This is a genomic window from Actinoplanes sp. NPDC051411 (assembly GCF_040682075.1).
Classification (GTDB): domain Bacteria; phylum Actinomycetota; class Actinomycetes; order Mycobacteriales; family Micromonosporaceae; genus Actinoplanes.
Map to the genome: position 1 here is coordinate 1 of NZ_JBFBAD010000006.1, position 22,156 is coordinate 22,156.

The 22,156-nt window shown below is 66.6% G+C and carries 23 protein-coding genes and 1 pseudogene; 15 read left to right on the forward strand and 9 right to left on the reverse strand.

The window, feature by feature from the left end:
• Positions 1-74 precede the first annotated feature (74 nt).
• Positions 75-455 carry a bifunctional DNA primase/polymerase gene (locus tag AB0M88_RS04640; protein WP_364095340.1) on the reverse strand — a complete coding sequence of 127 codons (381 nt, stop codon included), beginning with the start codon at positions 453-455 and terminating at the stop codon, positions 75-77.
• A gap of 157 nt (positions 456-612) precedes the next feature.
• On the reverse strand, positions 613-927 hold the full coding sequence (locus tag AB0M88_RS04645; protein WP_364095343.1) for a hypothetical protein: 315 nt from the start codon (positions 925-927) through the stop codon (positions 613-615).
• A gap of 304 nt (positions 928-1,231) precedes the next feature.
• Between AB0M88_RS04645 and AB0M88_RS04650 the strand changes: the two genes are divergently transcribed.
• A protein-coding gene (locus AB0M88_RS04650) for an IS5 family transposase (protein ID WP_364095346.1) occupies positions 1,232-2,061 on the forward strand; the annotation gives its coding sequence in 2 pieces (ribosomal slippage) (positions 1,232-1,573 and positions 1,576-2,061; 828 coding nt in all).
• A gap of 795 nt (positions 2,062-2,856) precedes the next feature.
• Here AB0M88_RS04650 and AB0M88_RS04655 read toward each other — a convergent pair.
• Positions 2,857-4,188, reverse strand: coding sequence for a site-specific integrase (locus tag AB0M88_RS04655; protein ID WP_364095348.1), 1,332 nt, complete (start codon positions 4,186-4,188; stop codon positions 2,857-2,859).
• A 249-nt stretch (positions 4,189-4,437) separates the two neighbouring features.
• Between AB0M88_RS04655 and AB0M88_RS04660 the strand changes: the two genes are divergently transcribed.
• From AB0M88_RS04660 to AB0M88_RS04680, 5 genes and pseudogenes are all read left to right on the forward strand, one after another.
• Positions 4,438-4,818, forward strand: coding sequence for a helix-turn-helix domain-containing protein (locus AB0M88_RS04660; protein WP_364095351.1), 381 nt, complete (start codon positions 4,438-4,440; stop codon positions 4,816-4,818).
• A gap of 296 nt (positions 4,819-5,114) precedes the next feature.
• Positions 5,115-5,285: pseudogene (locus AB0M88_RS04665) on the forward strand (hypothetical protein); the annotation flags it as partial.
• Positions 5,286-5,773: 488 nt separating this feature from the next.
• On the forward strand, positions 5,774-6,709 hold the full coding sequence (locus tag AB0M88_RS04670; protein ID WP_364095740.1) for a YihY/virulence factor BrkB family protein: 936 nt from the start codon (positions 5,774-5,776) through the stop codon (positions 6,707-6,709).
• Positions 6,710-7,114: 405 nt separating this feature from the next.
• Entirely contained in the window at positions 7,115-7,552 is a 438-nt protein-coding gene (locus tag AB0M88_RS04675; protein WP_364095352.1) for a hypothetical protein, read from the forward strand.
• Positions 7,553-7,675: 123 nt separating this feature from the next.
• Complete coding sequence (locus AB0M88_RS04680) at positions 7,676-8,218, forward strand: YetF domain-containing protein (RefSeq protein ID WP_364095354.1); 543 nt, start codon at positions 7,676-7,678, stop codon at positions 8,216-8,218.
• 489 nt (positions 8,219-8,707) lie between these two features.
• On the opposite strand, the gene AB0M88_RS04685 is transcribed toward AB0M88_RS04680, so the two are convergent.
• From AB0M88_RS04685 to AB0M88_RS04695, 3 genes are all read right to left on the reverse strand, one after another.
• Positions 8,708-8,881 carry a hypothetical protein gene (locus AB0M88_RS04685; RefSeq protein WP_364095355.1) on the reverse strand — a complete coding sequence of 58 codons (174 nt, stop codon included), beginning with the start codon at positions 8,879-8,881 and terminating at the stop codon, positions 8,708-8,710.
• Positions 8,882-9,076: 195 nt separating this feature from the next.
• Complete coding sequence (locus AB0M88_RS04690) at positions 9,077-9,454, reverse strand: hypothetical protein (RefSeq protein WP_364095358.1); 378 nt, start codon at positions 9,452-9,454, stop codon at positions 9,077-9,079.
• 504 nt (positions 9,455-9,958) lie between these two features.
• Positions 9,959-10,471 carry a hemerythrin domain-containing protein gene (locus AB0M88_RS04695; RefSeq protein WP_364095361.1) on the reverse strand — a complete coding sequence of 171 codons (513 nt, stop codon included), beginning with the start codon at positions 10,469-10,471 and terminating at the stop codon, positions 9,959-9,961.
• 152 nt (positions 10,472-10,623) lie between these two features.
• On the opposite strand from AB0M88_RS04695, the gene AB0M88_RS04700 reads away from it, so the two are divergent.
• The 5 genes from AB0M88_RS04700 to AB0M88_RS04720 all read left to right on the forward strand — a co-directional run bounded on the left by AB0M88_RS04700 (position 10,624) and on the right by AB0M88_RS04720 (position 15,270).
• Complete coding sequence (locus AB0M88_RS04700; protein WP_364095364.1) at positions 10,624-11,133, forward strand: hypothetical protein; 510 nt, start codon at positions 10,624-10,626, stop codon at positions 11,131-11,133.
• A gap of 274 nt (positions 11,134-11,407) precedes the next feature.
• On the forward strand, positions 11,408-11,965 hold the full coding sequence (locus AB0M88_RS04705) for a general stress protein (RefSeq protein WP_364095367.1): 558 nt from the start codon (positions 11,408-11,410) through the stop codon (positions 11,963-11,965).
• A 184-nt stretch (positions 11,966-12,149) separates the two neighbouring features.
• Positions 12,150-12,461, forward strand: a complete 312-nt coding sequence (locus AB0M88_RS04710; RefSeq protein ID WP_364095370.1) for a BON domain-containing protein — start codon at positions 12,150-12,152, stop codon at positions 12,459-12,461.
• Positions 12,462-12,597: 136 nt separating this feature from the next.
• Positions 12,598-13,965 carry a DUF2254 domain-containing protein gene (locus tag AB0M88_RS04715; protein ID WP_364095373.1) on the forward strand — a complete coding sequence of 456 codons (1,368 nt, stop codon included), beginning with the start codon at positions 12,598-12,600 and terminating at the stop codon, positions 13,963-13,965.
• Between the two features lie 201 nt (positions 13,966-14,166).
• Complete coding sequence (locus AB0M88_RS04720) at positions 14,167-15,270, forward strand: AI-2E family transporter (RefSeq protein ID WP_364095375.1); 1,104 nt, start codon at positions 14,167-14,169, stop codon at positions 15,268-15,270.
• Positions 15,271-15,305: 35 nt separating this feature from the next.
• Here AB0M88_RS04720 and AB0M88_RS04725 read toward each other — a convergent pair whose 3' ends face one another.
• Both AB0M88_RS04725 and AB0M88_RS04730 read right to left on the reverse strand, forming a co-directional pair.
• Complete coding sequence (locus tag AB0M88_RS04725) at positions 15,306-15,722, reverse strand: STAS domain-containing protein (protein ID WP_364095378.1); 417 nt, start codon at positions 15,720-15,722, stop codon at positions 15,306-15,308.
• Positions 15,723-15,997: 275 nt separating this feature from the next.
• Entirely contained in the window at positions 15,998-16,426 is a 429-nt protein-coding gene (locus AB0M88_RS04730; protein ID WP_364095381.1) for an SPW repeat protein, read from the reverse strand.
• Positions 16,427-16,587: 161 nt separating this feature from the next.
• Between AB0M88_RS04730 and AB0M88_RS04735 the strand changes: the two genes are divergently transcribed.
• From AB0M88_RS04735 to AB0M88_RS04745, 3 genes are read left to right on the forward strand one after another with little or no spacing between them, the layout of a single operon-like run.
• Entirely contained in the window at positions 16,588-17,235 is a 648-nt protein-coding gene (locus tag AB0M88_RS04735) for a TetR family transcriptional regulator (RefSeq protein ID WP_364095382.1), read from the forward strand.
• Positions 17,232-18,164, forward strand: coding sequence for an ABC transporter ATP-binding protein (locus tag AB0M88_RS04740; protein WP_364095384.1), 933 nt, complete (start codon positions 17,232-17,234; stop codon positions 18,162-18,164). Before AB0M88_RS04735 ends, AB0M88_RS04740 begins: the two co-directional genes overlap by 4 nt.
• A complete protein-coding gene (locus tag AB0M88_RS04745; protein ID WP_364095387.1) occupies positions 18,161-19,756 on the forward strand; it encodes a hypothetical protein in 1,596 nt (531 codons plus the stop codon). The genes AB0M88_RS04740 and AB0M88_RS04745 overlap by 4 nt, the downstream gene beginning before the upstream one ends.
• 31 nt (positions 19,757-19,787) lie before the next feature.
• Here the strand turns inward: AB0M88_RS04745 and AB0M88_RS04750 are convergent, their stop codons facing one another.
• The gene (locus AB0M88_RS04750) at positions 19,788-20,195 is read right to left on the reverse strand and encodes a response regulator (RefSeq protein ID WP_364095388.1); all 408 of its coding nucleotides are present in this window, start codon (positions 20,193-20,195) and stop codon (positions 19,788-19,790) included.
• A 460-nt stretch (positions 20,196-20,655) separates the two neighbouring features.
• Between AB0M88_RS04750 and AB0M88_RS04755 the strand changes: the two genes are divergently transcribed.
• Positions 20,656-22,131 (forward strand): potassium/proton antiporter, encoded by a 1,476-nt coding sequence (locus AB0M88_RS04755; protein ID WP_364095391.1) that lies wholly within the window; start codon positions 20,656-20,658, stop codon positions 22,129-22,131.
• Positions 22,132-22,156 lie beyond the last annotated feature (25 nt).

The following is a 22,156-nucleotide window of genomic DNA, read 5'->3' on the forward strand; positions in this document are numbered from 1 at the left end:
TCTTCACGATCGACCAAGGTCAACATGTTGCGCACAGCGGGAATCCTGTCCCACCGACCCGCCAAGATCAAATGCTACGACCGGCTGAACTCGCCCACATGTATCCCGCCGGAAGGTGTCCGCTCGCTGTAGCCGAGCCTTGTCACTCGGTCCCAAAGATTCTCCAGCCCTGCCGCCTTCAGCAGGTCAACGAGCGTCGCGTCGAGACCTTCGGCGACTGCGCGGCCTTCCAGCTCCAGCATCTCGAGATTGCCGGAAACTGCGCCGCACAGCACACCCAGGCCCGGCGGATTGCCGGTGAACCACCGCTCTACTTGGTCTCGTTCCGCTCGCTTGTCCTGGTACTGGCGCCAGGCCACGCGCGGTGCTTTACTGCCGTCGGCTCGTATAGGAATTACGGCGCAATCGGCGTCATGCCAGGCAAGAGCGGCTGACAGCGTGTCGTTGACTTGCACTCGGTCCCCATCATTCGCTGGGTAGCCCTACAGCCCGCCCCGCTTACGCCCACAGACGCGCTAAACTGGGCGAGTCATTGAGCGCGCCGAACGCGCACCACACCACCCCAACGCAAAATGACTCCCACACAACCTATTGCGGGCGTCATGTGGGACTTCAGCGGCGCCGCGCCGATGCTCGACTCCCCGTGTTTGGCCGATCCGCTTTCCGTGCGATGTGCTCAAGCTGCCGGTCGCGTTCGGTTCGTTCTTCGGGAATCACCGTGTTGTCCCGAAGAAGTTTCCGGACCTGCTTCCCAGTGAATTTGCGCTTACGGGCCAGGTACACGTGCTCGACCTTTCCCGCGCGGCACTGGTCGAAGAGCCAACGTTTAGATACGTCGATCATCTTGGCTACCTCTGGGACGAGGTATAGCTTCTCGTCATCGATCCCTTCGGCGGGAAGGTTGACCCTCTGTTGCTCATCGTTCATGGCCAGGCTCCTCGAAGCGGCTCCCCTGGGCCGTTTGGCACCCGCTCCTTGGACCCTTGCCCGCCTCTGATTGGCTGGGAGGGGTATTCGAGCGGCATCGAGAGGACGTTCCGCACTTCCAGTCATCAGCGTCGCCGCCCAGACAGCTCGAAGGCAAGATGACGGACCCTGACGGACCTTGACGGGCGTACTGCCTCGGCAGCATCCAGCTTCCTTGTGCTCAATTCTCGGCCGCCCGGCACAGTGCCCTTAGACCGCATCTCATTAGGGGTCGTTGAGGGCCAACATCATTCGTTGTACGGGTGTGAGTGATGTCGAGAAGTACTGCCCGGAGTCGTTGTGGCACCTGGTGAAGCCGTTGCTGCCTGCTCACCCGCAAAGGCATCAGGGCGGCGGCCGGCGACGTATCGATGATCGGGTTGCGGTCGCGGCGATCGTGTACGCGTTGCAGACCGGCTGCGCCTGGGACGCGTTGCCCGGATCGTTCCCCATCTCCCGGGCGACCGCGCATCGCCGGTTCACCGAGTGGGTCGAGCAGGGTGTCATGCAGGCGTTTCACCAAGCAACGCTGGACGTTCTGGGTGCCGCCGGGCAGATCGACTGGTCGCGGGCGAGTGTGGACGCGATGCATGTCCGGGCGGTCAAAGGGGGGACCTGACCGGGCGCAGCCCGGTGGACCGGGGCAAGCCCGGCTCCAAGATCCACGCAGTCAGCGACCGCAACGGCCTGCCGTTGACCGTGGTGGTGTCGGCTGCCAACGTCAACGACAGCACCATGCTCGAGGACGTGCTCGACAACCTGCGAGCGATCCGGCAACCTCTCGGCCGGCCCCGTCGGTGGCCGGGCAAGCTGCACGGCGACAAAGGCTACGACTACCGGTTCTGCCGCGAGCTGGTCCGCCGGCGCGGCATGATCGCCCGGATCGCCCGTAAGGGCATCGAATCCGCAGCCCACCTCGGCCGGCACCGATACGTCATCGAGCGATGCCTGGAATGGGTCAGCCGGTTCCGGCGCCTGCCTCGACGCTATGACCGCAAGGCTTCCCACTACCTCGGCTTCCTGCGCCTGGCCTGCGCTCTGATCTGCTACCGCCGCGCCAACCGCCTCGGACTACTGACCAGCAACAACCCCTAATGAGATGCGGTCTTAGGTACAGAGTCAAAGAAGCTGCGGACGGCGTCGCGCCAGCTGGGGGCAGCTCCCCGATCAGCGTGATCATGCGGCGCGCTACTGCAGCCGACCCGGCACGGCGGACCCGCGGCTATGCCTGTGCCGCGCCCCTGCCCTCGGACCACCGCAGGCTTCGGGCGAGCTCGGTCAGCGTGCCAGCCAAGTTGCTCACACCAAGCTTCCTTGACCCGTTGCGGGTAAACAGGGAGACGGTGTCGCATCGTGGGCAGTACCAGCAGTGCCGCCACAACCACAGGGCACGCTGGGCGGTCGTCTTGTCGGGGACACGGCCAGCGCCCCGTTTGCGGAACAGTGCGATACCTACGACGGTGGCGCAGGCGATGAGCAGCCAACCCACAAGTGCGACACCCCGCGATGCCGATCCGGCCATCGCGGCCAGTGCAAACGCGATGATGCCAACCAGGACCACAGGCCATGCGCTCCGATGCGGCAGTCGTGGCGCTGCGAGTTCTCTTGCGAGTTCGCTCTCCCTGACCGCCTGGCTACGAAGCGTTGCAGGGAGTCCATAGGTGGACGGGCTGACATGCCCCCGAATCTCGATCATCTCGCGGCCTTCGCGAACGACCGCCGACACCTTCGTCAGTCCGTCTGCGGCCCGGCAGCCCAGGCAGGGAGGAACTGGAGAGCGCCCGCTGCGGGCTCGTATGGCCTGTCGGCCAGCGGCTCCATCCTTCTCTGACATGTTCGCACCCCCTGGTGGGCAGATTCTATTTGCTCGATGCGGTTGAGGCTACGGTCTTACGCGGCGGCAGGCATGCCTTCGATGAAGGGTGCGACCTTTTTTGCCTTCTTCTTCTTGAGCTTCTTGCGTCGGTTCTGCTCGAATTCCTCCAGCGTCGACTCGTTAGCGCCGCCGGGAAGCCGCTTGTTCAGCTTGTCGAGAAGTCTCTTGTCCCCATGGGTCAGGCGGTGGCCATAGATATCGAACGTGGTTTTAATAGACGCGTGTCCCAGGAGGTCCCTGATCGCCAGGAAGTCGAAGCCGGCCGCGATCAGGTAGGCGACGTAGGTGTGCCGAAGGTCATGGAATCGAGGGCGCTGATGGAGGCGCTTCGGGCAGTCACAGGTCGATACAGCCATTGATTTCAGGCTGTAAAGTTCGGCGCCGTTGCCGACCTTCTTCATACGGGGCGGGTGGTCGGGGCAACGTTGTGCGGCTGACACGACATAGCGCCAAATACGTTGCCGGAAGTTTTTGGTGTCCACCGGCTTTCCTGTGGCCGAGGTGAACACCAAATCTGTGCGCTTCTTGCCCGCGATTCGTCGCGCAAAAACCTGGATCACCAGCGCCGGCAGCCCGATTGTTCGATACGACTTCTTCGACTTCACTTGCTTCTCCACCCGCACAGTTGGCTGTTCACCCGCGAGGGAGACTGCGCCTACCTGAAGTCGGAATATTTCGCTCAGTCGCATCCCCGTTCCCAGTGCGACGATGACCGCATCCCGAACGTCGGGCGGGCACGCCGCGACGAGAATCTCTGCCTCTTCGGGAGTAAGGAAGTAAGCGTCGAACCGCTCGATGGTCGGCAACCCATTGCTGCGCTGTCCAGCCGGGCGATCGAACGGATTGTCGTACCGGTACCTCGGGACTGCCGTACGTAGGGCCATGGCGAGGACCGCCCAAAGCTTGTGAACCGAGGCCGGCGCCAAGACCTTCGAAATCTCGGCCTTCCAGGGGTTCACATGCTTGTCGCGATCGAGTTCGGTGACTCGCAGGCCCGCAAGAGCGGGGACGCTGCCCACGTCCTGGGTTACCCACGTGCCATGCAGGAGCCGCGTGTACTCCTTCTTGGTGGATTCCTTGACGTCGACCTTCTGCTGCAGGAACTCCTCGATGAGGTCTTTGACGTACGGCGATTCCGAGGTCTCGGGCACAGGAGGCTGGGTCAGAAAGCCCAGGATCGCGGCGTAGACCTCCGTGTCAGAGATCTTGTGACCGCGAGCCTCGGCGAGGTCCTTGGCCGTCTCGGCGAGCTTCTCGTCATGGAACGTGCACGTCTGAGTCTCGCCTCTGCGGCCAGCCCGCCACCGGACCTCGTAGGAGTTCCCGCGCCTTTTGATGCTTGCCATGGTCCGGACGGTAGCCAAAAAGCGTGCACGCATGCGAACACGCAGCGTGGCATGTCGCCTCCCCGCGAGCGCACCAACCAGCCCCTCAAAAGCACTCCTGAGCTGCGTTTATAGATAAATGCGCAGGTGAACATATATACGTGAATCTCACTGGCAGTGTGGGGGTCACTCACTCGTTGGACCTGCTCGTATTCTACGGTATCGACCGTAGCGTGTCGACGACCAAACGGCACGGGAGGGTGGGGGTCGATGGGCAGCGGTGTAAGGCGCAACGAGACCGTTCACGAATTGGCGCTCCAACTGGGCATCGCTGATCTCGAGAAATTCTTACGGGCTTGCATCGCAATTTCTTCTGCCGGACACTCCCCCGAAACGCCGCCGCCTCTCATCAAAGTCAAATATACCGTGGAGGAGGCCGCAGACATTCTCGGCGTTTCATCGAGATGGCTGTTCGATCAGTGCCGTGCGGAGCGGGTAGCGCACACGCATCTTGCCCGCCACCGGTTCTTTACCGGTCAGCAGCTCATGCTTTTATTGCGGCAGTACGAAGTCAAGCCCGAGGATAAGCCCGACCCCGAGCTCGAGCGTATCCGTCGACAGGTCGAACGCGGCGGTGCACGCCGACGATGATCTGGTCACCGAGCGCCGCAGGCGAGCGGTGGCCGCTGACGAGGCCATCGCGCAGGCTGCCGTCGCGATCGAGCGCCGCCACCCCATCTTTGAGCTGCGGTGATCGTGGCCCTAGCCGGTTCGGTGATCGCGGCCCCGCGCGGAGAAACTCCGCGTGGAAGACCCATCTGAGCTGGCTCTTCTCGAGATCAGGCGGACAATATTTGGACCTGCGACCCCTGACGAAATTTGCGCGGCCTTCGCCGTGTAGCCGCCGTGGCGGCGGGTAGGGGCGAAGCTGCCGCGAGAGAGGAGGACACGCGATGGCAGCCCACGCCGGTGAGACGGCTCAGAAGACTGGAGACTTCCATTGCGCCGAGTGCAACGAGAAGGTCCACGTCGAGGAAGGCCACGAAATTCCCAAGTGCCCGAACGGACACAGCGAGTTCGAGTCACGCACCAACGAGCCGGGCAACAAGTCCTCCTGAACATCGGGCGCTCGCGATCCACGCCACCGGCAGACGGCCGCCGTGACCAGCCCGGGCAGCCCGTAGAGGCGAGACCTTCGGCTGAGTAGGAGGCGTCACCTCCGGCAGCGCACACGCGCTCCGCGGTGGCTGCGAGCCGGAAAGACCCCGGCCGCCTCGGCTCAGGAGAGTCAAGGGGGGTCGCCATGGCCCCCAGCGATGGGAACAACTCTCGGCGGATCGGTGCTGCAGACCCCGGCCGGACTGGTCCGGCGCTATGCAAGTGACCTTGCATCACAATGCCGGCCTTCATCGATCGTGGGGTCGGGGAACGGCGCATCGACAGTAGTTGGGCGCCGTTGCCCCCACACGCCAGCTGGTGAACGCCCCTGGTGCACACCAACCCTGAGGAACCCTCGTGGCGACCTACCAGATCATCGGCCAAGGCGGACGTGGCCGTCGAGCACGGTCGCCGGGAAGGAGCAGACGACAGGAAGATGGATGGCAGGATGGGATGGGCCACGAGACTGCGAGGACAGGCAGACCGAACCCGGGACAGGTTGTACGCGATCCCCGGCGTCCGCGCCGGGTGGCGGTTGCTCTGCCGTTCCGGCCGGGAGTACCTGGACGATCATTGCGCGCAGATGGCTGCCGCGATCTCCTATCACCTCATGTTCTCGCTGTTTCCGCTTGCGATTGCCGGAGTAGGAGTTCTCGGCCTGCTGACCGGCGAGCGTGCGGCGCGGAAGGCCGTCATCGACACGATTCTGCAAGCGGTGCCGCTCAGCGCCGAAGGGCAACAGCAACTGTCCGCCATACTGGCATCGATCAGCGGTAGTGCCGGAGCCTTCGGTCTCCTCGGCCTGCTCGGTGTCTTGTGGTCGGCGACCGGTGTCATGGCTGCCGTTCGGGCCTCCATGAACGTCGCCTGGGACGTCGAAGACGGACGATCCTTTCTTCGCGGCAAGGTCGTTGACCTCCTCTTGCTGGCCGGATGCGGCATGCTTCTCCTCGCAGGACTGGGTGTCACCCTGCTGACCGGCTTCGCGCAGACCCACGCCCATGACCTACCGGACGTGTTGACGCCGCTGACTGGTCCGCTCGTCGCCGTTGTAGCCACTTTTCTCAGTCTGCTCCTGACGGTGGTGACGTTCCTGATCCTGATGCGCTTCGTCCCGGCCAAGCGCGCCCGCGTCCGGGAGATCTGGCCGGCAGCAGTCATCGGCGCTGTGGGATTCGTAGCGCTGCAGTATGGCTTCTCGTTCTACCTGTCCCACTTCAGCCACTACAACCGGGTGTACGGCTCGCTGGGCACAGTTGTGGCGTTCATGTTCTTCGTCTACCTCGCCGCCGCGATCTTGCTCTTCGCCGCTGAAGTCGGCTCCGAATTCCCGAATTTGTCGGCCACGGACGAGCCGGCCGGGTGCCGGAAAGCCGAGTCCTGACCGTGACTGGTTTCAGGACGGCCAAGTCGGCTGCGCTGACCTCGCTCATGCCCGTACAGGCCCTCCGAACCGGATCGGGCTCGCATCGGCGGCCGTTCGACGGTCACGATGGACGGCGAACGTCACATGTGCGAGACAGCGGGTACGGCCTTCACCCCGCTGACTTGAGCGCCAGCGACCGACCGGCACCACATCGACATCACCGCGGGCGTCTCCACGCCGCCGGTCGACCGCATCTCCGTCTTGCCGTCCGCAGCGACGGCAGTGACGCAGCGCGCAGGCCGGGAGCAAGCACCAAGGAAGGCACTCCAGGCGACGCTGTGCGTAAGCGGCACGACAGAAAGGTGTGAATTGATGATCACGAACAATCGGGGGCGCCGCTCGGCACTCTGCGCATGTTCGGCGTTGATCGTCCTGCTGGCCGGCTGCCACTCCGCCGACGGCCGGGCCGTCCACGACCCTGCGCCGTCCAACGCAGCGTCCCGCGATGCAGGCAAGGCCTACCTCATCGGAGACACGGTCACCGTTCGTGGCACTGTCACCAGGGTCCTCGGCCCGGCCGCGTTCGTGCTCGACAGTCCCGGGTACGGCGACCGGTCGCTCCTGGTGCTGTGTGAGCCCAGCCGCGACGTGGTGTCCGGCAAACGCGTCGAGGTGTCCGGCAACATCCAGAAGTTCGACTACGCCTCTTACGTTGATCAGTACGGTCTCGCCGCGCAGCCCTCCGCGTACGCCGAGTTCGAAGGTGAACCGTTCCTCGTCACCGAAAAAGCCATGGACCTACCACCCTCAACGACCGCTGCACCGGAAACGAGGCCACCGACTCCGGCGACGCGAAACTAGCGACGGATCGCGACGCTCCCAGAGCTGCGCTGGCGCCGATGACCCGACAGGGCCACCCGCCCGGGACCGAAGCCCCTCACCCGAGCCGGTGGTGAGTTGGCGGACTGCGGGTAGAACCCGACCATGTTCTTCGACAGCGCGAGTGACCTCGGTCGGATCAGCCTCATCGGGGTGCTCACCTACATTCTGCTCATCGTCGTCCTCCGACTATCCGGTAAGCGCACCTTGGCGAAGATGAACGCATTCGACTTGGTCGTCACAGTGGCGCTCGGCTCGACTCTGGCCACCATTCTGCTCTCGCGCGACGTCTCGCTGGCCGACGGCGCCATGGCGTTAATCCTCCTCGTCGCTCTTCAGTTCGGTGCTACCTGGCTGTCCGTGCGTTGGTCACCTCTACGCGCGGCTCTGAAATCGACGCCGACGCTGTTACTACGAGACGGCGAGCTTCGCACCGCCGCGCTACGCCGGCAGCGGGTCGCCGAAAACGAGATCTACCAGGCCGTTCGCTCGCAGGGCATCGGCGACGTCAGTGAGGTTGCCGCGGTCGTGCTCGAGACCGATGGCACCTTCAGCGTCATCCCCCGCCACAAGGCGGGTGCATGCACCGCGCTGCAGGATGTGGATGCCGCCCACGCGCGACACGGGGCCACTGAAGATGCCGATTGACCGTCGGCGGCCGTAGGGCCGGCTGCGCAGGTCACCCAGCGCCGCCCGGCCGCAGCGGACGGGGCAGGGGCTTTGGTCACTGCGATCCGTCGTCATTCAGCGGCAGCCGTTGCATCCGGCCCCGACGCGCGGCCTTCGCGTCCACCGCTCGCCGGAACTCGTCGGCCGAAACCACCTGCACCCCGTGGCCCGCGACAGTAGTGAGATCGGGCGGCGTTCCGCCCAGCAGCCCGTGGTCGCGACCGCATCCACAAACACCACGACGACCAGCAGCGCACCGACGACCACGGTCAGACTTCGCATCGGGCTGCTTCCTCAACCGGTGTACCGAGCGGACGGGACGAGGCCGTCAGCGGTCCCACTTTCGACGGGTAACGGCGACGCATGGTCGAGCTGCAGCGCCAGGTACGAGCCAGCACTACCGTCCCCATCACCTTCGGTTTCAACCGGCCGGGTCGATCACCGTGGAGGTGCCGGTTCGGCCCAGCGTCACTCGAGCCGAACCGAGCGCGCGATGCGCGGGTCGACCGGAAAATTCCGGGACAGCCCGGCTTTTGAACAGGCGAAGGCTGACCAAGGCACCGCAACTTCGCGCCGCGGCGAGCCGGCCGCCTGCCCCGACAAGGCGCTGGCCAGCGCGATCGAGCGAGCAACGCGCATCATCTCGCTCTGCTGGTATCTGATCCCCGGAGATGCGCGGCCATGCCCTCTTCCTTGGCACAAGAAACCTAGGGTTCGGACAGTCGAGTGCCATCGTGAACACCCCTGAGGCGCGGCCGCACGCTGCGAGCGCCACGACGGCGGCCCTCGCCGGGTTGAGGCGTTGCTGGAATGCACGATGGACCGGGCGGGAACGATTCAGGACGAAGTCGCGGACGGCTTCGCCGGCGCCGGCGTAGGAGTCACGACATCCTGGATGGCATGGGCGATCAAGAACTCTTCACCGTTGAACGACCGATAGCGGTCGACTCCGGGAAGATGGTAGTCACCCGAGAAGGTCGTGTAACGGAATCGCTGGACCTCGCCGGTCACCGTCACCATCGACCCTTCGGGCACAGGCTGACGCGACGACAGAACGAGGATCGAATCGTCATCGAACTCTTGTCCGGTCAGCACGAACGAGGTCGGCGTGATCACGCGGGTTACCCGGCCGGTCACGGTGACAACCTTGCCGATGTAGCCGGGGTTGTGGAAGTAGTCGTCAGTGATGGCGCCGATGGGGGGACTGCTCTGCATAGGGTACGACGCAGGCACCGTGACGGGCGCTGAGTCGCTACAAGCGCCTGCAAGGAGGACCGCGACAACCGAAGCGACGCAACCGCTTACCTGCAACGGCCGAAGTCTCATTCCTTGTCTCCCTTCACTAGTTCTGAGGCGTCTCAGGAGGCCACCGATCTTCGGCCAGCGCTCTTCCGAGCGGACGGTCAACATCTGCAGGAGGATTCCTCCGAACGACATCGCGCCTTCCCTGAGGTGCCGGTCGCGGACAGCCGGGCGGGCCTCAACGACGAGCCGGCGCGAGTGCTCTCTTTGAGAGCCGCGATGGTGCGGATGGGGGCGCGCATAACACCGGCAGCACTCCTCCTCTGGACCCGTACGACCAGGACTTGACTCCCTCCTAGGCCGGCGAAAGGTGCAACGCGTGCGCCAGTTCGGTACGTGCTGGTTGAGGCGGCGGCGAGCCCGGCGGCAGGCTCACCAACGCACCCCAGGTTCCGGCTCCGGGCGGGCCGCTGCGGTTCACCCCGGCTCTTGCACGTAGGCCTCCGGGTCCTTGTCGACCGGCGCGATGCCGTACGCATGCTCGTTCTCATAGGCGATGAACGCCAGCGCGATGTCGTGACGGGTCTGCAGGTCGGCGTGCCGCCGGAAATCGGCCAGATCCTGGCGCTCTTCCTCCGCCATGTGGTCGCTGTTGGCGATCCGCGCCTCGGTGACCCGATCCCACCAGGAGTCACTGCCCACCTCGAGGCCGGCCACCTTCCGGACGGCGTCGCGAATCTCGTTGTGGTCCTTGACCGCGTCCTCGGTCTCATCGCGGGCGCTGTCGGCGTCGCCGGCCCCGCGACCGATGGTCAGCAGTTTCGGATAGAAGAACTTCTCCTCGGCTGCGGCATGAACCTCCAGCAATACCTCGAGGCGGCTCCAGATGGCGCCGAGAGCAGTCGCATCATCGCGAGGAACCTCGTCCAGCAGCGCGAAGGTGCGCCGCTGCTCGTGATGTTGGAACAAGATGAGTTCGGTGATGTCCATCCCTGGCCCCTACCCCGCATTCCGGCCGTCAAAAGGTGACGGGCGCATCCCGCGACCTTCGCTGCCGACCCGGGATGCGCCGAGTCGGCTTCACTGTGATCAGCCCGCCCGCCCGACGGGAACGGATCATTCGACGCCGACGTCTCATCACCATGCGCAAGAATCTTCCGGCAGCCTTGGTCATCGCGGTCGCCTTCTGTTCGGTATCCGGTTGTGCCGGGTCAGAACCCGGCCAAGCGTCCAGGACCTCGGCCAACGCCTCCGGCGCATCGCGCCCTGCCGTGGTTGAGGTTCTTCCCCTCGACTTCGCCCGCAGCGGTGGCCTTGCGGGCCTGGATGCGCGCCTCCACATCACCGACGACGGATGGGTCACTGTCACCAACGACGGCGTCACCGGCCAGCCGAAGGCACTCGACGCCAGCCGGATCGCCACGCTGAAGCAGGCGCTCGCCGATGTCACCCCGTCGAAGCCTCGCTCCGTCACGACCGCGATCCACTGCGCCGACGGGTTCAAATATCTGATCAATACGCCGTCGTGGACCGTCACCACGGACGACTGCGTCTCGCACACGCCAGCATTCGACCGTGCGCTGACCTTGCTTCTGCCGCTCCTCCAGCCTGGTGCCACCGACCCGGTGAGCCCGATCCGGCCCACTCGCTGACCGCGCTGGACAGATGGTCAAGGCGTCTGACGAATCCCGGGTAAGCGGGCGCCGAACGGCCTCGCGAGCCGGGGACGCCGGCTGATCGTCATCAAAGCGAGCATCTTTCGCCCACCGTCCGTGCAATCAGCCTCCTAGCGTGACAACTACGTGATGAAATCGCGAACCTCCCGGCCGGTGGAGAAGCCGATGAACAAACTTTGTCGGCCGGTACGACTGTTCACAGCGCTGAGCCGCCGCACGGACGACTCGCGGATCAGAATGAGGGGTAGAGATGCTGCACAAATCCACCCCAGCCACCGCTCCGGCGGTGGTCAGGGGCGCTCAGGTCGGCGTCGCGCAACGAGTCGTCGCTAGCCACAGCGACCACCGGTCCTCGCAGGAGACGGTAGCGCGATTGGACGGCGCCGGCTTTCCGGTGGAACGAACGACGATCGTCGGCAGCGGCCTGCAGACGCGGGAGAGAGGCCGGGGCCGGCTGTCCCCCGCCGATGTCGCCGGCCGCGGCGCGGTCTCCGGGCTGATCGTCGGCGCGTTGGTGAGTTGGTTACTGGTGCTGTTCGGGGTCATGACGGCCGAGTTCTCGGCGCTGTGGGTCGCCGTGAACGCGGGCATTGTCGGTGCCGTGCTGGGCGCGACGGTGGCTCTGCTGGGCTACGTCATCACTCGTGGGCGCCGCTGGTTCACCTATCCGCCGGACGTGCGGGCGCAGCAGTACGACGTGCTGGTTGACGCGGACGTCGCCGACGACGCGGTGCGGATCCTGAGCTCGGTTTCCTCGGCACCACTTCCGGACGGCGTTTCGGCGAGCCGACACGACGACGCGAGGTGATTGCCGGTGCGGCCGGGTCCGAACGGGCACGCCGGTCCCGACGCACCTTGTCCTGGAGCAATGCAGCCCAAGCCGCCGCCTTGTCGGTCACGCACCTGTGATGTGCTCGCCAAGACACTGCCATGAACGACGGGAAGTCTGGTGTCATCAGCGTCTGTCCGGCCGACGAAAGTGGAGGTGTCGTATGTATTCGTGGATGCATCCGGAGTGGTACGACCTAACGCCCCTGTTGGGGCGCCCGGCGGATGGTCATTCGGCTTCCCGGCCGGAGCGAAGCCTGACCGCCGATCAACGCCTGACCAGTGACGTCGTGCAGGCGCTCTTCGATGATCCGAAGGTGACCGGCGGGACCGTCGAGCTCACCGTGCAGAATGGTGTCGCGATTCTGGAAGGCACCGTCGACTCCGACGGTGTGCGGATTGCCGCGGTGACGACGGCGGCGGGCGTCTCCGGGGTCAGGGATGTCTGCGACGCGCTCGTTGTGAAGAACCCGTGACCCCGGAAGCGCTGAGCCGGCGCGAGCTGTCATCCGGCTGTCATGGATCCTTGGCGTTGAGGTCGTCTGGTCACTCACAGCGCGCGGCCGGCCGGGTGGCGCTTGCCGGAAGCCCGTGCGGGGCGGTATTAGGCGCGTGAAGACTGCAGCGAACAGATGGCAGACCACGATTGGCGACGCCTTGCGGACCGAGTTGTGGCCCGTGCCGGCGATCGCTGTCGTGGCCGCCGTCGCGCTGGGAGTCGTCATGCCCCGCGTGGACGCCCACGTCGACGACGCGCTGCCGCCGGTCGTCACCGCGTACCTGTTCAACGGTGGACCGGAAGCCGCCCGCTCAGTCCTGTCCGCGGTGGCGAGTTCGCTGGTCACTGCCACCTCTCTGACCTTCTCCCTTACCGTGGTGACATTGCAGCTCGCCAGCAGCCAGTTCTCACCACGGTTGCTGCGCACCTTCACCCGCGACCGGCTGGTGCATCTCAGCCTCGGCGTGTTGCTGGCGACCTTCGTCTACGCGCTGACCGTGCTGCGCACCGTGCGCGCGTCCCTGTCCGACCAGGCCGCCTTCGTACCTCAGCTGGCGGTCACGATCGCGTTCGCGCTGACGGTGCTGAGCGTCGTGACGCTGGTGGCGTTCCTGGCCCATCTGGCGCGGCAGATCCGCGTTGAATCGATGCTCCGGGAGGTCCACGCCGAAACCCTGACCACCATGCGCCGCCTTCTCACCGGCTCGGACGGGCGAGACTCCACCGTCGGCCAACGCGTGGAAGTGCCCACGGACGCCGCCCTGTTGTGCGCCCCCTCCTCGGGCTTCCTGGCCGCGGTCGACAGCGCCGCGCTGCTGTCGGCGGCGATCAGCGCGGATGTCGTGATCCACTTCGACCGGCTGCCCGGCGATTCTCTGATCGCCGGCACGCCCATCGCCGCGGTATGGCGGAAGCAGAAAGACGGCGCTCTCGCCGAGGACATCCGCGCCGCAGTGCAGGACCGGGTCGCCGATGCCGTCAATACCAAGTTCGAGCGCACGCCGGTGCAGGATGTCGCGTTCGGGCTGCGCCAACTGGTTGACGTCACCTCCAAGGCCCTCTCCCCCGGTATCAACGATCCGACAACAGCCGTACATGCCCTGGGCCACATCTCTGCCCTGCTGTGCGAAGCGGCACAAAAGGATTTCAGCGACGAGCTTTTGCGTGACAAGGAAGGACAGGTGCGTGTCGTCCTGCGGCGGCCGGAGTTCGATCAGCTGCTTGACCTCGGCGTCACCCAGCCCCGCCGCTTCGGCGCGGGCGACCCGGAGGTGCTGTCCCGCATCGCCGCCCTGCTCCGAGAGGTTGCCTGGGTCAGTACCCGGCCGGCCCACCACCTCGCGATAACGCGGCAGGTGCAACGCCTGTCCGACACCGTCGACCGGCAGGACTTCGACGACACCGAACGCGGGCTGCTTCACGATCAGCTGCGCGCCGTACGCAACGCCCTCATCGGCCGATGGCCGGTGTCGGCACCGTAGTGGCTCCTCCTCGGGCTGCAGGCCGCGTCGTCGTCTGGTCCCAATCGCCTGGGCAAAAACGGGAGCGCCCGGGCTATAGAAGTCGTGAGACGGGGAAGGCGCACCCCACATGGACGCTCGCCGCCTCCCGGCGGCCGGGACACGTCATCGAGGCGGTCCATCGTCCGGTTTCCCGGAGATGAGTTTCGGTTGGAGGGTGCGGTGTCCAATGAAAGCGCACGCCGATCTCCGCCGCCGGCGCAGTTGGTCGATGCGGCCGGTTGGGTGTGGCGCGCCCTGGTTCTGGCCGCCGGGGCGTGGGTGCTGCTGCAGGCCGCGAAGCGGCTCTACCTCATCACCTTGCCGTTCAGTGCCGGCATCCTGTTGGCCGCACTCGCCTCCCCACTCGTGGCCCTGCTCCGGCGCCATCGTCTGCCCCGGGCGCTGGCCGCGCTGATCGCGGGACTGGCCGGTCTGGCAGTCGTCGGTGGCGTAGGCACCTGGGTCGTCTACCAGATCGTCGGCCAAGGGCCCTCGCTGCTGGCCAGCGCGGAAAACGCACTGTCCGACCTGTCCATCAGCAACCAACAGCTCAGCGCTCTGCGCGACAACGCCATCAACGCTCTCCAGCAACAAGCCGAGAACCTCGCCGGGCCGGCGTGGACCGGACTGGTCACGGCGACCGAGACCCTCGTCGGGTTGTTCATCGCCGTCTTCGTCAGCCTCTACCTGCTCGCGCGAGGCGACACGGTCTGGCATTGGCTCGTCGGTCTGCTACCACGCCGGGCACGCGCCGGGGCCCGGCAGACCGGTCCGATCATCTGGCACACCCTGGGCGGCTGGATGCGAGGCACCGCCCTGGTCGCCTTGTTCCACGGCACGGTCGTCGCCACCACCGCCTTCATCATGGGTGTCCCGCTTGCCATACCACTGGGCGCACTGGTGTTCCTCGGCAGCTTCATTCCCATCGTCGGCGGACTCGTCTTCGGCGGCTTCGCCGTCCTGGTCGCCTTCGCCTCCCACGGCTGGGTCGCCGCGGGAATCCTGCTCGGTGTCCTTCTCGGCCTGAATCAATTCGAGGCCCACGTCCTGCAGCCCTTCCTCATCGGCCGGTACGTCGAACTCAACGCACTCGCGGTGGTCGCCGCACTTACCGCCGGGACCCTGTTGTGGGGCGTCGCCGGCGCTATCCTCGCGGTGCCACTGACCGCAGCCGTACACGCTGGATTGAAGGCTCGTCCCAAGCCACAGCCCGCCAGCGAATCCGCGCGCGTTCCCGCCGACGACGGCGTGGACGGGGATTGCGACCGTACGCCGAACCCGTAGACGGCCGGCCTCGGGCAATCGGGCCCACATCGCTGTTACGCGGTCCTGAGGTCATCAGCCACCTCGATACGCCCCGGAGACCGATGTGGAGCGGCCCTGATCACCCGGAAGGTCTTGCTGAGGCCGGCACCGGCCAGCGTTCGCCGTGTCATGGCCGACGGCGCCAGCAGACTCAGGTTCCGGCCCCGGCGCTCGGCCAGACGGTCCGCCTGCACGAGCGCACCGAGCGACGCGCAATCGATCAAGGCTACGTCCGTGAGATCGACGACGACGTCGTTGTTCTCCTCTATTCCGGCCAGGACACAGTCCCGCAACGGTTGCAGGGTCTCCATGTCGATATCACCGTGCAGTTCTACCACCGTGGTGTGTTCGGCCTGCACCGCCGGGACTACCACCTGGCCGGTCCCGGTGTCCACGACCAGATCCGGAACGGTGTCCACAGCCGATTTCATAGCCGTCTCCTCCACGTCTTCTCGGTCGAAGCTGACCCGGCCAGGATCGTCACTGCATTCGCGCCCAGATTCCGCCTGGCCGACCGTTGTCCGTCCCTACAGAGTGGTAGCCGCCTGTGGCGGCCACCACTCGCGGAGATGACAAGCTGATGACCGTGATCAAGGGGGCGAGGAGCCGCGAGCCGGCTTCGGCCGGGCACCGCGGTACTGCCGCCCAGCCGTGTCAGCGACAGCCTCGGGTTGACCGGGAGGCTTTCGGTCGCGGGTTCGAGCCGTCAGGCGTCGTCACCGAGGAACGGCTTCCCGCTGAGGACGGACGCGGACGCCGCCCCGAGGCAGAATATCAACGCGCCCGTGATCACGTTGTTCAGAATGACGCCGCTCGTCGCCGCCCACCGCAGAATGATCCACTGGGACACCACCACCCAACCACCCGCTGACGCTATCGCCCAGCTCAAGAGAGACACACGCTCGGGCGCCAGCGTCAGCCCTACCCCGACGACCGCGATCGCGGCGCCGAACACCAGGTTGCTGACACGCAGACCCGGCGCCCAGACGTCGAAGGCCAGCACCCACGGCGAGATCGCCAGCCACAGCCCGGCCAGCAGCAGAAGTCCGTCTCGCAGCATCCCCGGGCGCACGGGCACGGTTCGCTCAGTGACCGATTCGCGTCCCCGCACGTCGGCTCCCGTCATCGTGTTCATTTCCCTACCTCCCTGACGTTTACGGTGCTGCCGACATACCCGGGCGACGGACTTCGCCACAGCGGAAAGCTGGGAAGTCAGTTGCATTTCGGTGCACCTCGCCGGGCGGAACGGCGTGGACCAGCAACGAGCGCTTGAGCATCGCTGTACAAGCGTTTAGCATGCTGAACATCAGTTCAGTCGCTGACAAAGGTGACCTGACCGCTCGAGCGACCATTCGCAACGCAGCCCTGCGCTTGTTTTCCGAGCGCGGGCACGATGCCGTCACGGTTCGGGAGATCGCCGCGGCGGCCGGTGTCTCGGCCGCGCTGGTGGTGCATCACTTCGGCAGCAAGGAGGGCCTTCGCGCCGCGGTGGACCAGTACGCGTCGCAAGCCTTCGATTCGCTTTTCGCCATGGGCGACCAGGATCTGGCCGCGGCACTGACCGGCGAGGGCTGGTCGTCGGTCGCCGAGATGTTCGCCCGGACCTTCCCGGACGGCTCCCCGCTGCCCGCTTACCTGCGCCGTCTGATGCTTACCAACGATCCGGCGGGCGCGGCGCTGTTCGGCCGCTGGTACGCCCTCACTCGGCGGCTGCTCGACTCCATGAGCGAGATGGGCGCGGCCCGGCCGACGGAGGACCCTGCCGTCCGGGCCGCGTTCTTTCTGGTGAACGACCTGGCGCTGATCCTTCTGCGAAACCACGTCGCCGCCGCGATCGGGGTCGACCCGCTCACCCCGGAGGGCATCACCCGCTGGGCCGAAGAGGTCACCGCCGTTTACACCAAGGGCGCGTTCGCGAACGTGCCCGGGCAGGAACCGTCATGACCGACACCATTCCCGTCATCCAGATCCAGGGCCTCACCAAGACCTTCGGCAAGACCCGCGCGCTCGACGGTCTCGACCTGACCGTACGACCAGGTGAGGTTCACGGCTTCCTCGGCCCGAACGGGGCCGGCAAGTCCACCACCATCCGCATCCTGCTCGGGCTCATCCGGGCGACCGGCGGCCACGTCGATCTGTTCGGGGCCGACCCGTGGCGGGACGCGTCCGGGCTGCACGGGCGCCTCGCGTACGTCGCCGGCGACGTCGCCCTCTGGCCGGGCCTGACCGGAGGCCAGTGCCTCGACGTGATCGGCGCGACGCACGGCAGCGTCGACGAGAAGCGCCGTGCGGAGTTGATCGAACGTTTCGAGCTGGATCCGGCGAAGCGGATCCGGGACTATTCCAAGGGCAACCGGCAGAAGGTCGCCCTGATAGCCGCGCTGGCCGCGCGGGCCGACCTGCTCGTGCTGGACGAGCCTTCCTCCGGGCTCGACCCGTTGATGGAGCAGGTGTTCCAGCAGTGCGTGCACGAGCGCCAGCACGACGGCGTCACAGTGCTGCTGTCCAGCCACATCCTCGGCGAGGTGGAGGCGCTGGCTGACCGGGTGAGTATCGTCCGGCGTGGCCGCACCGTCACCACCGGCAGCCTCTCCGAGCTGCGCCGCCACACCAAGACCTCGGTGCACGCCGTCACCGCCGCCGAACCGGTGGGTCTGGATAGTGCCGACGGTGTCGCCGACTACGTCTGCGAACGGCTCGACGGGTACGTCGATGTCCGATTCACCGTCGACGCGGAGCGGCTCGACGCGGGAATCGGCCGGCTGCATGCCGCCCGGATCCACACCCTGACCGTCAGACCGCCCAGCCTCGACGCGCTTTTCCTGCGCACCTACGGCGACGACGCCGACATGCTCGCCGGTGCCCCGCGATGAGCGCCGGAAACGGCCCGGCCCGCCCGGGCGTCATGATGAAAATCGTCTGGCGTACGCGGCGCCGGAGCATCCTCGTGTGGGTAATGGCCCTGGCCACGGGAATGGTCGGCACGGCCGCGGCCGTCGCCCACTTCTACGACACCCCGGCCAAGATTGACACCTACGCCGCAGCGGTCACCGCCGGCAACGCGCTGGCTGCCATCAACGGCCACGTCGAGGGCATCGACACCCTGGGCGGCGTCATCCAGGACGAGTTCGGATTCCTCGCCTCGATCCTGCTGCCACTGCTGGGTATCGGGCTGATCGCCGGTTCGACGCGACGCGAGGAGGAGTCCGGCCGCCTCGAGACTGTTCTCGCCGGCCGCATCGCCCGGCACCAGCCGGTCCTGGCGGCGCTCACCGTCGCCACCGCGGCGGTCGCCCTCACCTCCGTTCTCTTCGCGGCCGGCCTGGCCGTGTGCGGGGTGCCGATCTCCGGCGCAATCCTTTACGGCGCAGCGCTGGGCGCCCTGGCGTTCACGTTCGCCGGACTCGCGGCGCTGCTGGCACAACTGGTATCCCATGCCGGTGACGTCTACGCCGCGAGCCTGATCGTGCTGGCCGCGGCGTACGTCCTGCGGGGCGTCGGCGACACGACGAAGAGCGGGTGGACGTGGCTGTCTCCGCTCGGCTGGACCGAGAAGACAGCGCCATTCGGCAGTCAGCGGTGGTGGGTGCTGCTCCTCCCGGCGGTCGCCGGTGTTGCCACCGGCGGCGCCGCCGTGTGGCTGGCTGCTCGCCGCGATCTCGGCAGCGCTCTGCTACGGGGGCACACCGGTCCCGAACGAGCCACCCGCTTCCGGTCCCGGCCGATCGGCTTCGCCGCCTGGATCCACCGGCCGGCGACGGCGGGCTGGCTGACCGGAGCAATCCTGCTCGCCGGCATGATGGGCGCACTGAGCCGGCAGTTGCTCGACGCGATGGCCGGCAACAACTCCCTCGCCGGAACCATGGGTATCTCCGACGGCCGGCCGTTGGACGGCTTCGTCGCCGCAACACAGCTCTATGTGGCGATCGTCGCCGCGGGCTACGTGGTCCAGGCAATCGGCACTCTCCGCACCGAGGAGACCGACGGACGTCTGGAGACCCGGCTCGCCGGCACGCTCGCGCGCCTGCGCTGGCTGGCGGCCCACGGCGTCGTCGTCGGCGCGGGACTGCTCCTCATCGTCGTCGTCTCGTCATCGGTCCTCGCACTGTCGACCGCCTGGTCCCTCGGCAACGCCGGTGAAACGGGCGCCATCATGCGCGCCGGCCTGGCCTACCTACCGGGGGAACTGGTGTTCGCCGGTCTCGCACTGGCGTCGTTCGCGCTGTGGCCCCGGGGTTACGGTCTGGTCTGGACGGCGTACGCCGCGACAGCGTTCATCGCCCTTCTCGGGCCGGGTCTGCACCTGGCGTCGTGGATGCTCGACATCGCTCCCACCACACATGCCGGGAATCCGCCGCTGGGAACTGTCGACGCGGGCAGCCTGGCCCTGCTCGGCGGCATCAGCATCGGCCTGTTGCTGGCCGGATTCAACGGCTTCCACCGCCGCGACCTACCGCAACGCTGACAGCAGGCGGAAGCTGTCCCGGGCGGCAGCGCTACGGGCAGGCAAACGGGGGCCGGCCGTCCTCATGACCGCACTGCAGGGCCTTGTCCACGCAGGCGAGCAAGTCGGCGATCACGAACGGTTTGAGGACCATCGCCGTGGCGTGCGCCTGTTCCGGACGGTCATCGCCGGGCATCAGGCTCCCACTGACGAGCACCACGGGAACGTCTCGCAAACCCGGATCGGCCCGGATCGCCGCGCAGAGATCCATCCCGGACATCAACGGCATGTCGATGTCCGACACGACGATGTCGGGACGACTCCGGTGGGCCAGCCGCAGCGCCTCGGCCCCGTCGGCGGCCGACGCAACCGTGTGACCGGCCCGGCGCAACACCCGTACGGCGATCTCCCGAATGTCGTCGTCGTCTTCGGCCAACACCACGCTCGCCAACTCGGCCATCCCCCTTCAGTGGTGCGGGATCATCGGACCGTACCGAAATCGGACGGTTCCGGGCGCCTCGATGCCCGGACGCGGAACGGCTGCCGGGCACCGGATACCGGATACCGCAATTATCTCTTCGCAGAAGTCGGGCAATGACCGCGTTTCCGCAAACGGAGTCCCATCAGACGGTGCAAATCGGCCGGGAATTCGGCTTCTCGGCGAACCGCACACGAACCCATGACGATTCGATGACATTCGACTGACCGTCGCCGGTTGCCGCTTACGGTGCCGCAAACGATGCATCTGGACGACGCCTTCCGGTCTTCGCCGATCTGGCAGTGGCGATGTTCCGGCTCCGAGACAGCGATCGGACGATGGCGCAGAACTCAGCTTTCACGACCGCCGGAAACGCCCGGATCGAAGCATCGGCGTGACCCTTGCGACACATACTTTCGGCCGGGCTGGATAGGCTGATCAAGTGGAGGGTGTGGAGTCTTTCGGCTGGGTCGTGCTCGGCGTGTCGCTCGCGGTCGTGGCGGCGATCCTGTCCAACCGGATCAGTGATCGCATTCGCATTCCGGCGCCGGCGTTGTTCCTGGTCGGCGCCGCCATCGCGTCCGATCTGTTCCCGACGCTCGCGTCGATGCGGGTGCAGACCGTCCAGAACGTGGTCACGGTCGCCCTCATCATGATTCTGTTCGACGGCGGCATGGGCATCGGGTGGCGTCACTTGCGACCGAACGCGGGCGCCGTGCTCTGGATCGGTGTGGCCGGTACTGCCGTCACCGCGGCCGGTATCGCCGCGTTCGCCCACTTCGCCCTCGGATTCGGTTGGCAGGTGGCCCTCCTGCTGGGGACCGCCCTGTCCCCCACCGACCCGGCCGTGGTGTTCTCCGTGCTCGGCCGCCGGGAAATCGTCGGTCGCTCCGGCGTGCTGCTCGAGGGCGAAGCCGGCGCCAACGATCCTGTCGGCATCGCCCTGATGGCGGTCCTGGTCGGCACCGCCGGACTCACCGGGGGCGCCGCCGTCGGCCACGGGCTGGTCGAATTCCTCCGGCAGATGGCGATCGGCGGCGTGGTCGGCGTAGTGGGGGGCTGGCTGCTGCTGCGCCTGATGCGGCGCATGCCCCTGCCCAGCGAGGCGCTCTACCCGATCCGGACCGTGGCGTTCGCCGGGGCCGTCTACGGCCTGGCCACCGTGTGCACAGGCTCCGGCTTCCTGGCCGTGTTCGTCGCCGGCATCCTCGTCGGCGACGCGAACGCCCCGTACAAGCGGGAGGTCGAACGGTTCCACAGCGCGGTGGCCAGCCTCGCCGAGGTCGTCGCCTTCGTGGTCCTCGGCCTGACCATCTCCCTGCGCGACCTGCCCAAAGTCCACGCCCTGTGGCCCGGCCTGCTCATCGCCGTCGTGCTCACCCTGCTCGTGCGGCCGCTGCTGGTCGGGCTCATCTCGTTGCCCGTGAAGCTGCGCGCCGGTGAACGGATCTTCGTGCTCTGGGCCGGTCTCAAGGGCGCCGTACCGATCCTGCTGGGCACCTTCGCGTTCACCGCCGGCATCCCCGGCGCCCAGCGCATCTACGAGATCGTCTTCATCGTCGTCACGTTCTCCGTCGTGGTGCAAGGTGGCCTCGCACCCACGGTGGCCAAGTGGGCGAAGGTACCCATGCGCAGCACCGAACTGGAACCGTGGGCGCTGGGCATCCGGTTCCGCGAGGAACCCACCGGTCTGCGCCGCTACCGAGTCGCCACCGGATCGACCGCCGACGGCAGCACCATCGCCGACCTGCCGGTGGGCGAGAACCTCTGGATCAGCATGATCAACCGCGACGGGCGCCTCGTCCAGGTCGCCCACGACACCGTCCTGCAAGCCGGCGACGAGATCCTCGCGCTCGCTGACACCGACGGCACCAGCGGTGACCCCGGAGCCATCTTCACCGCCGCGTCTGACCGCTGAACGCCGGGAGACGGCGCATCCGCCC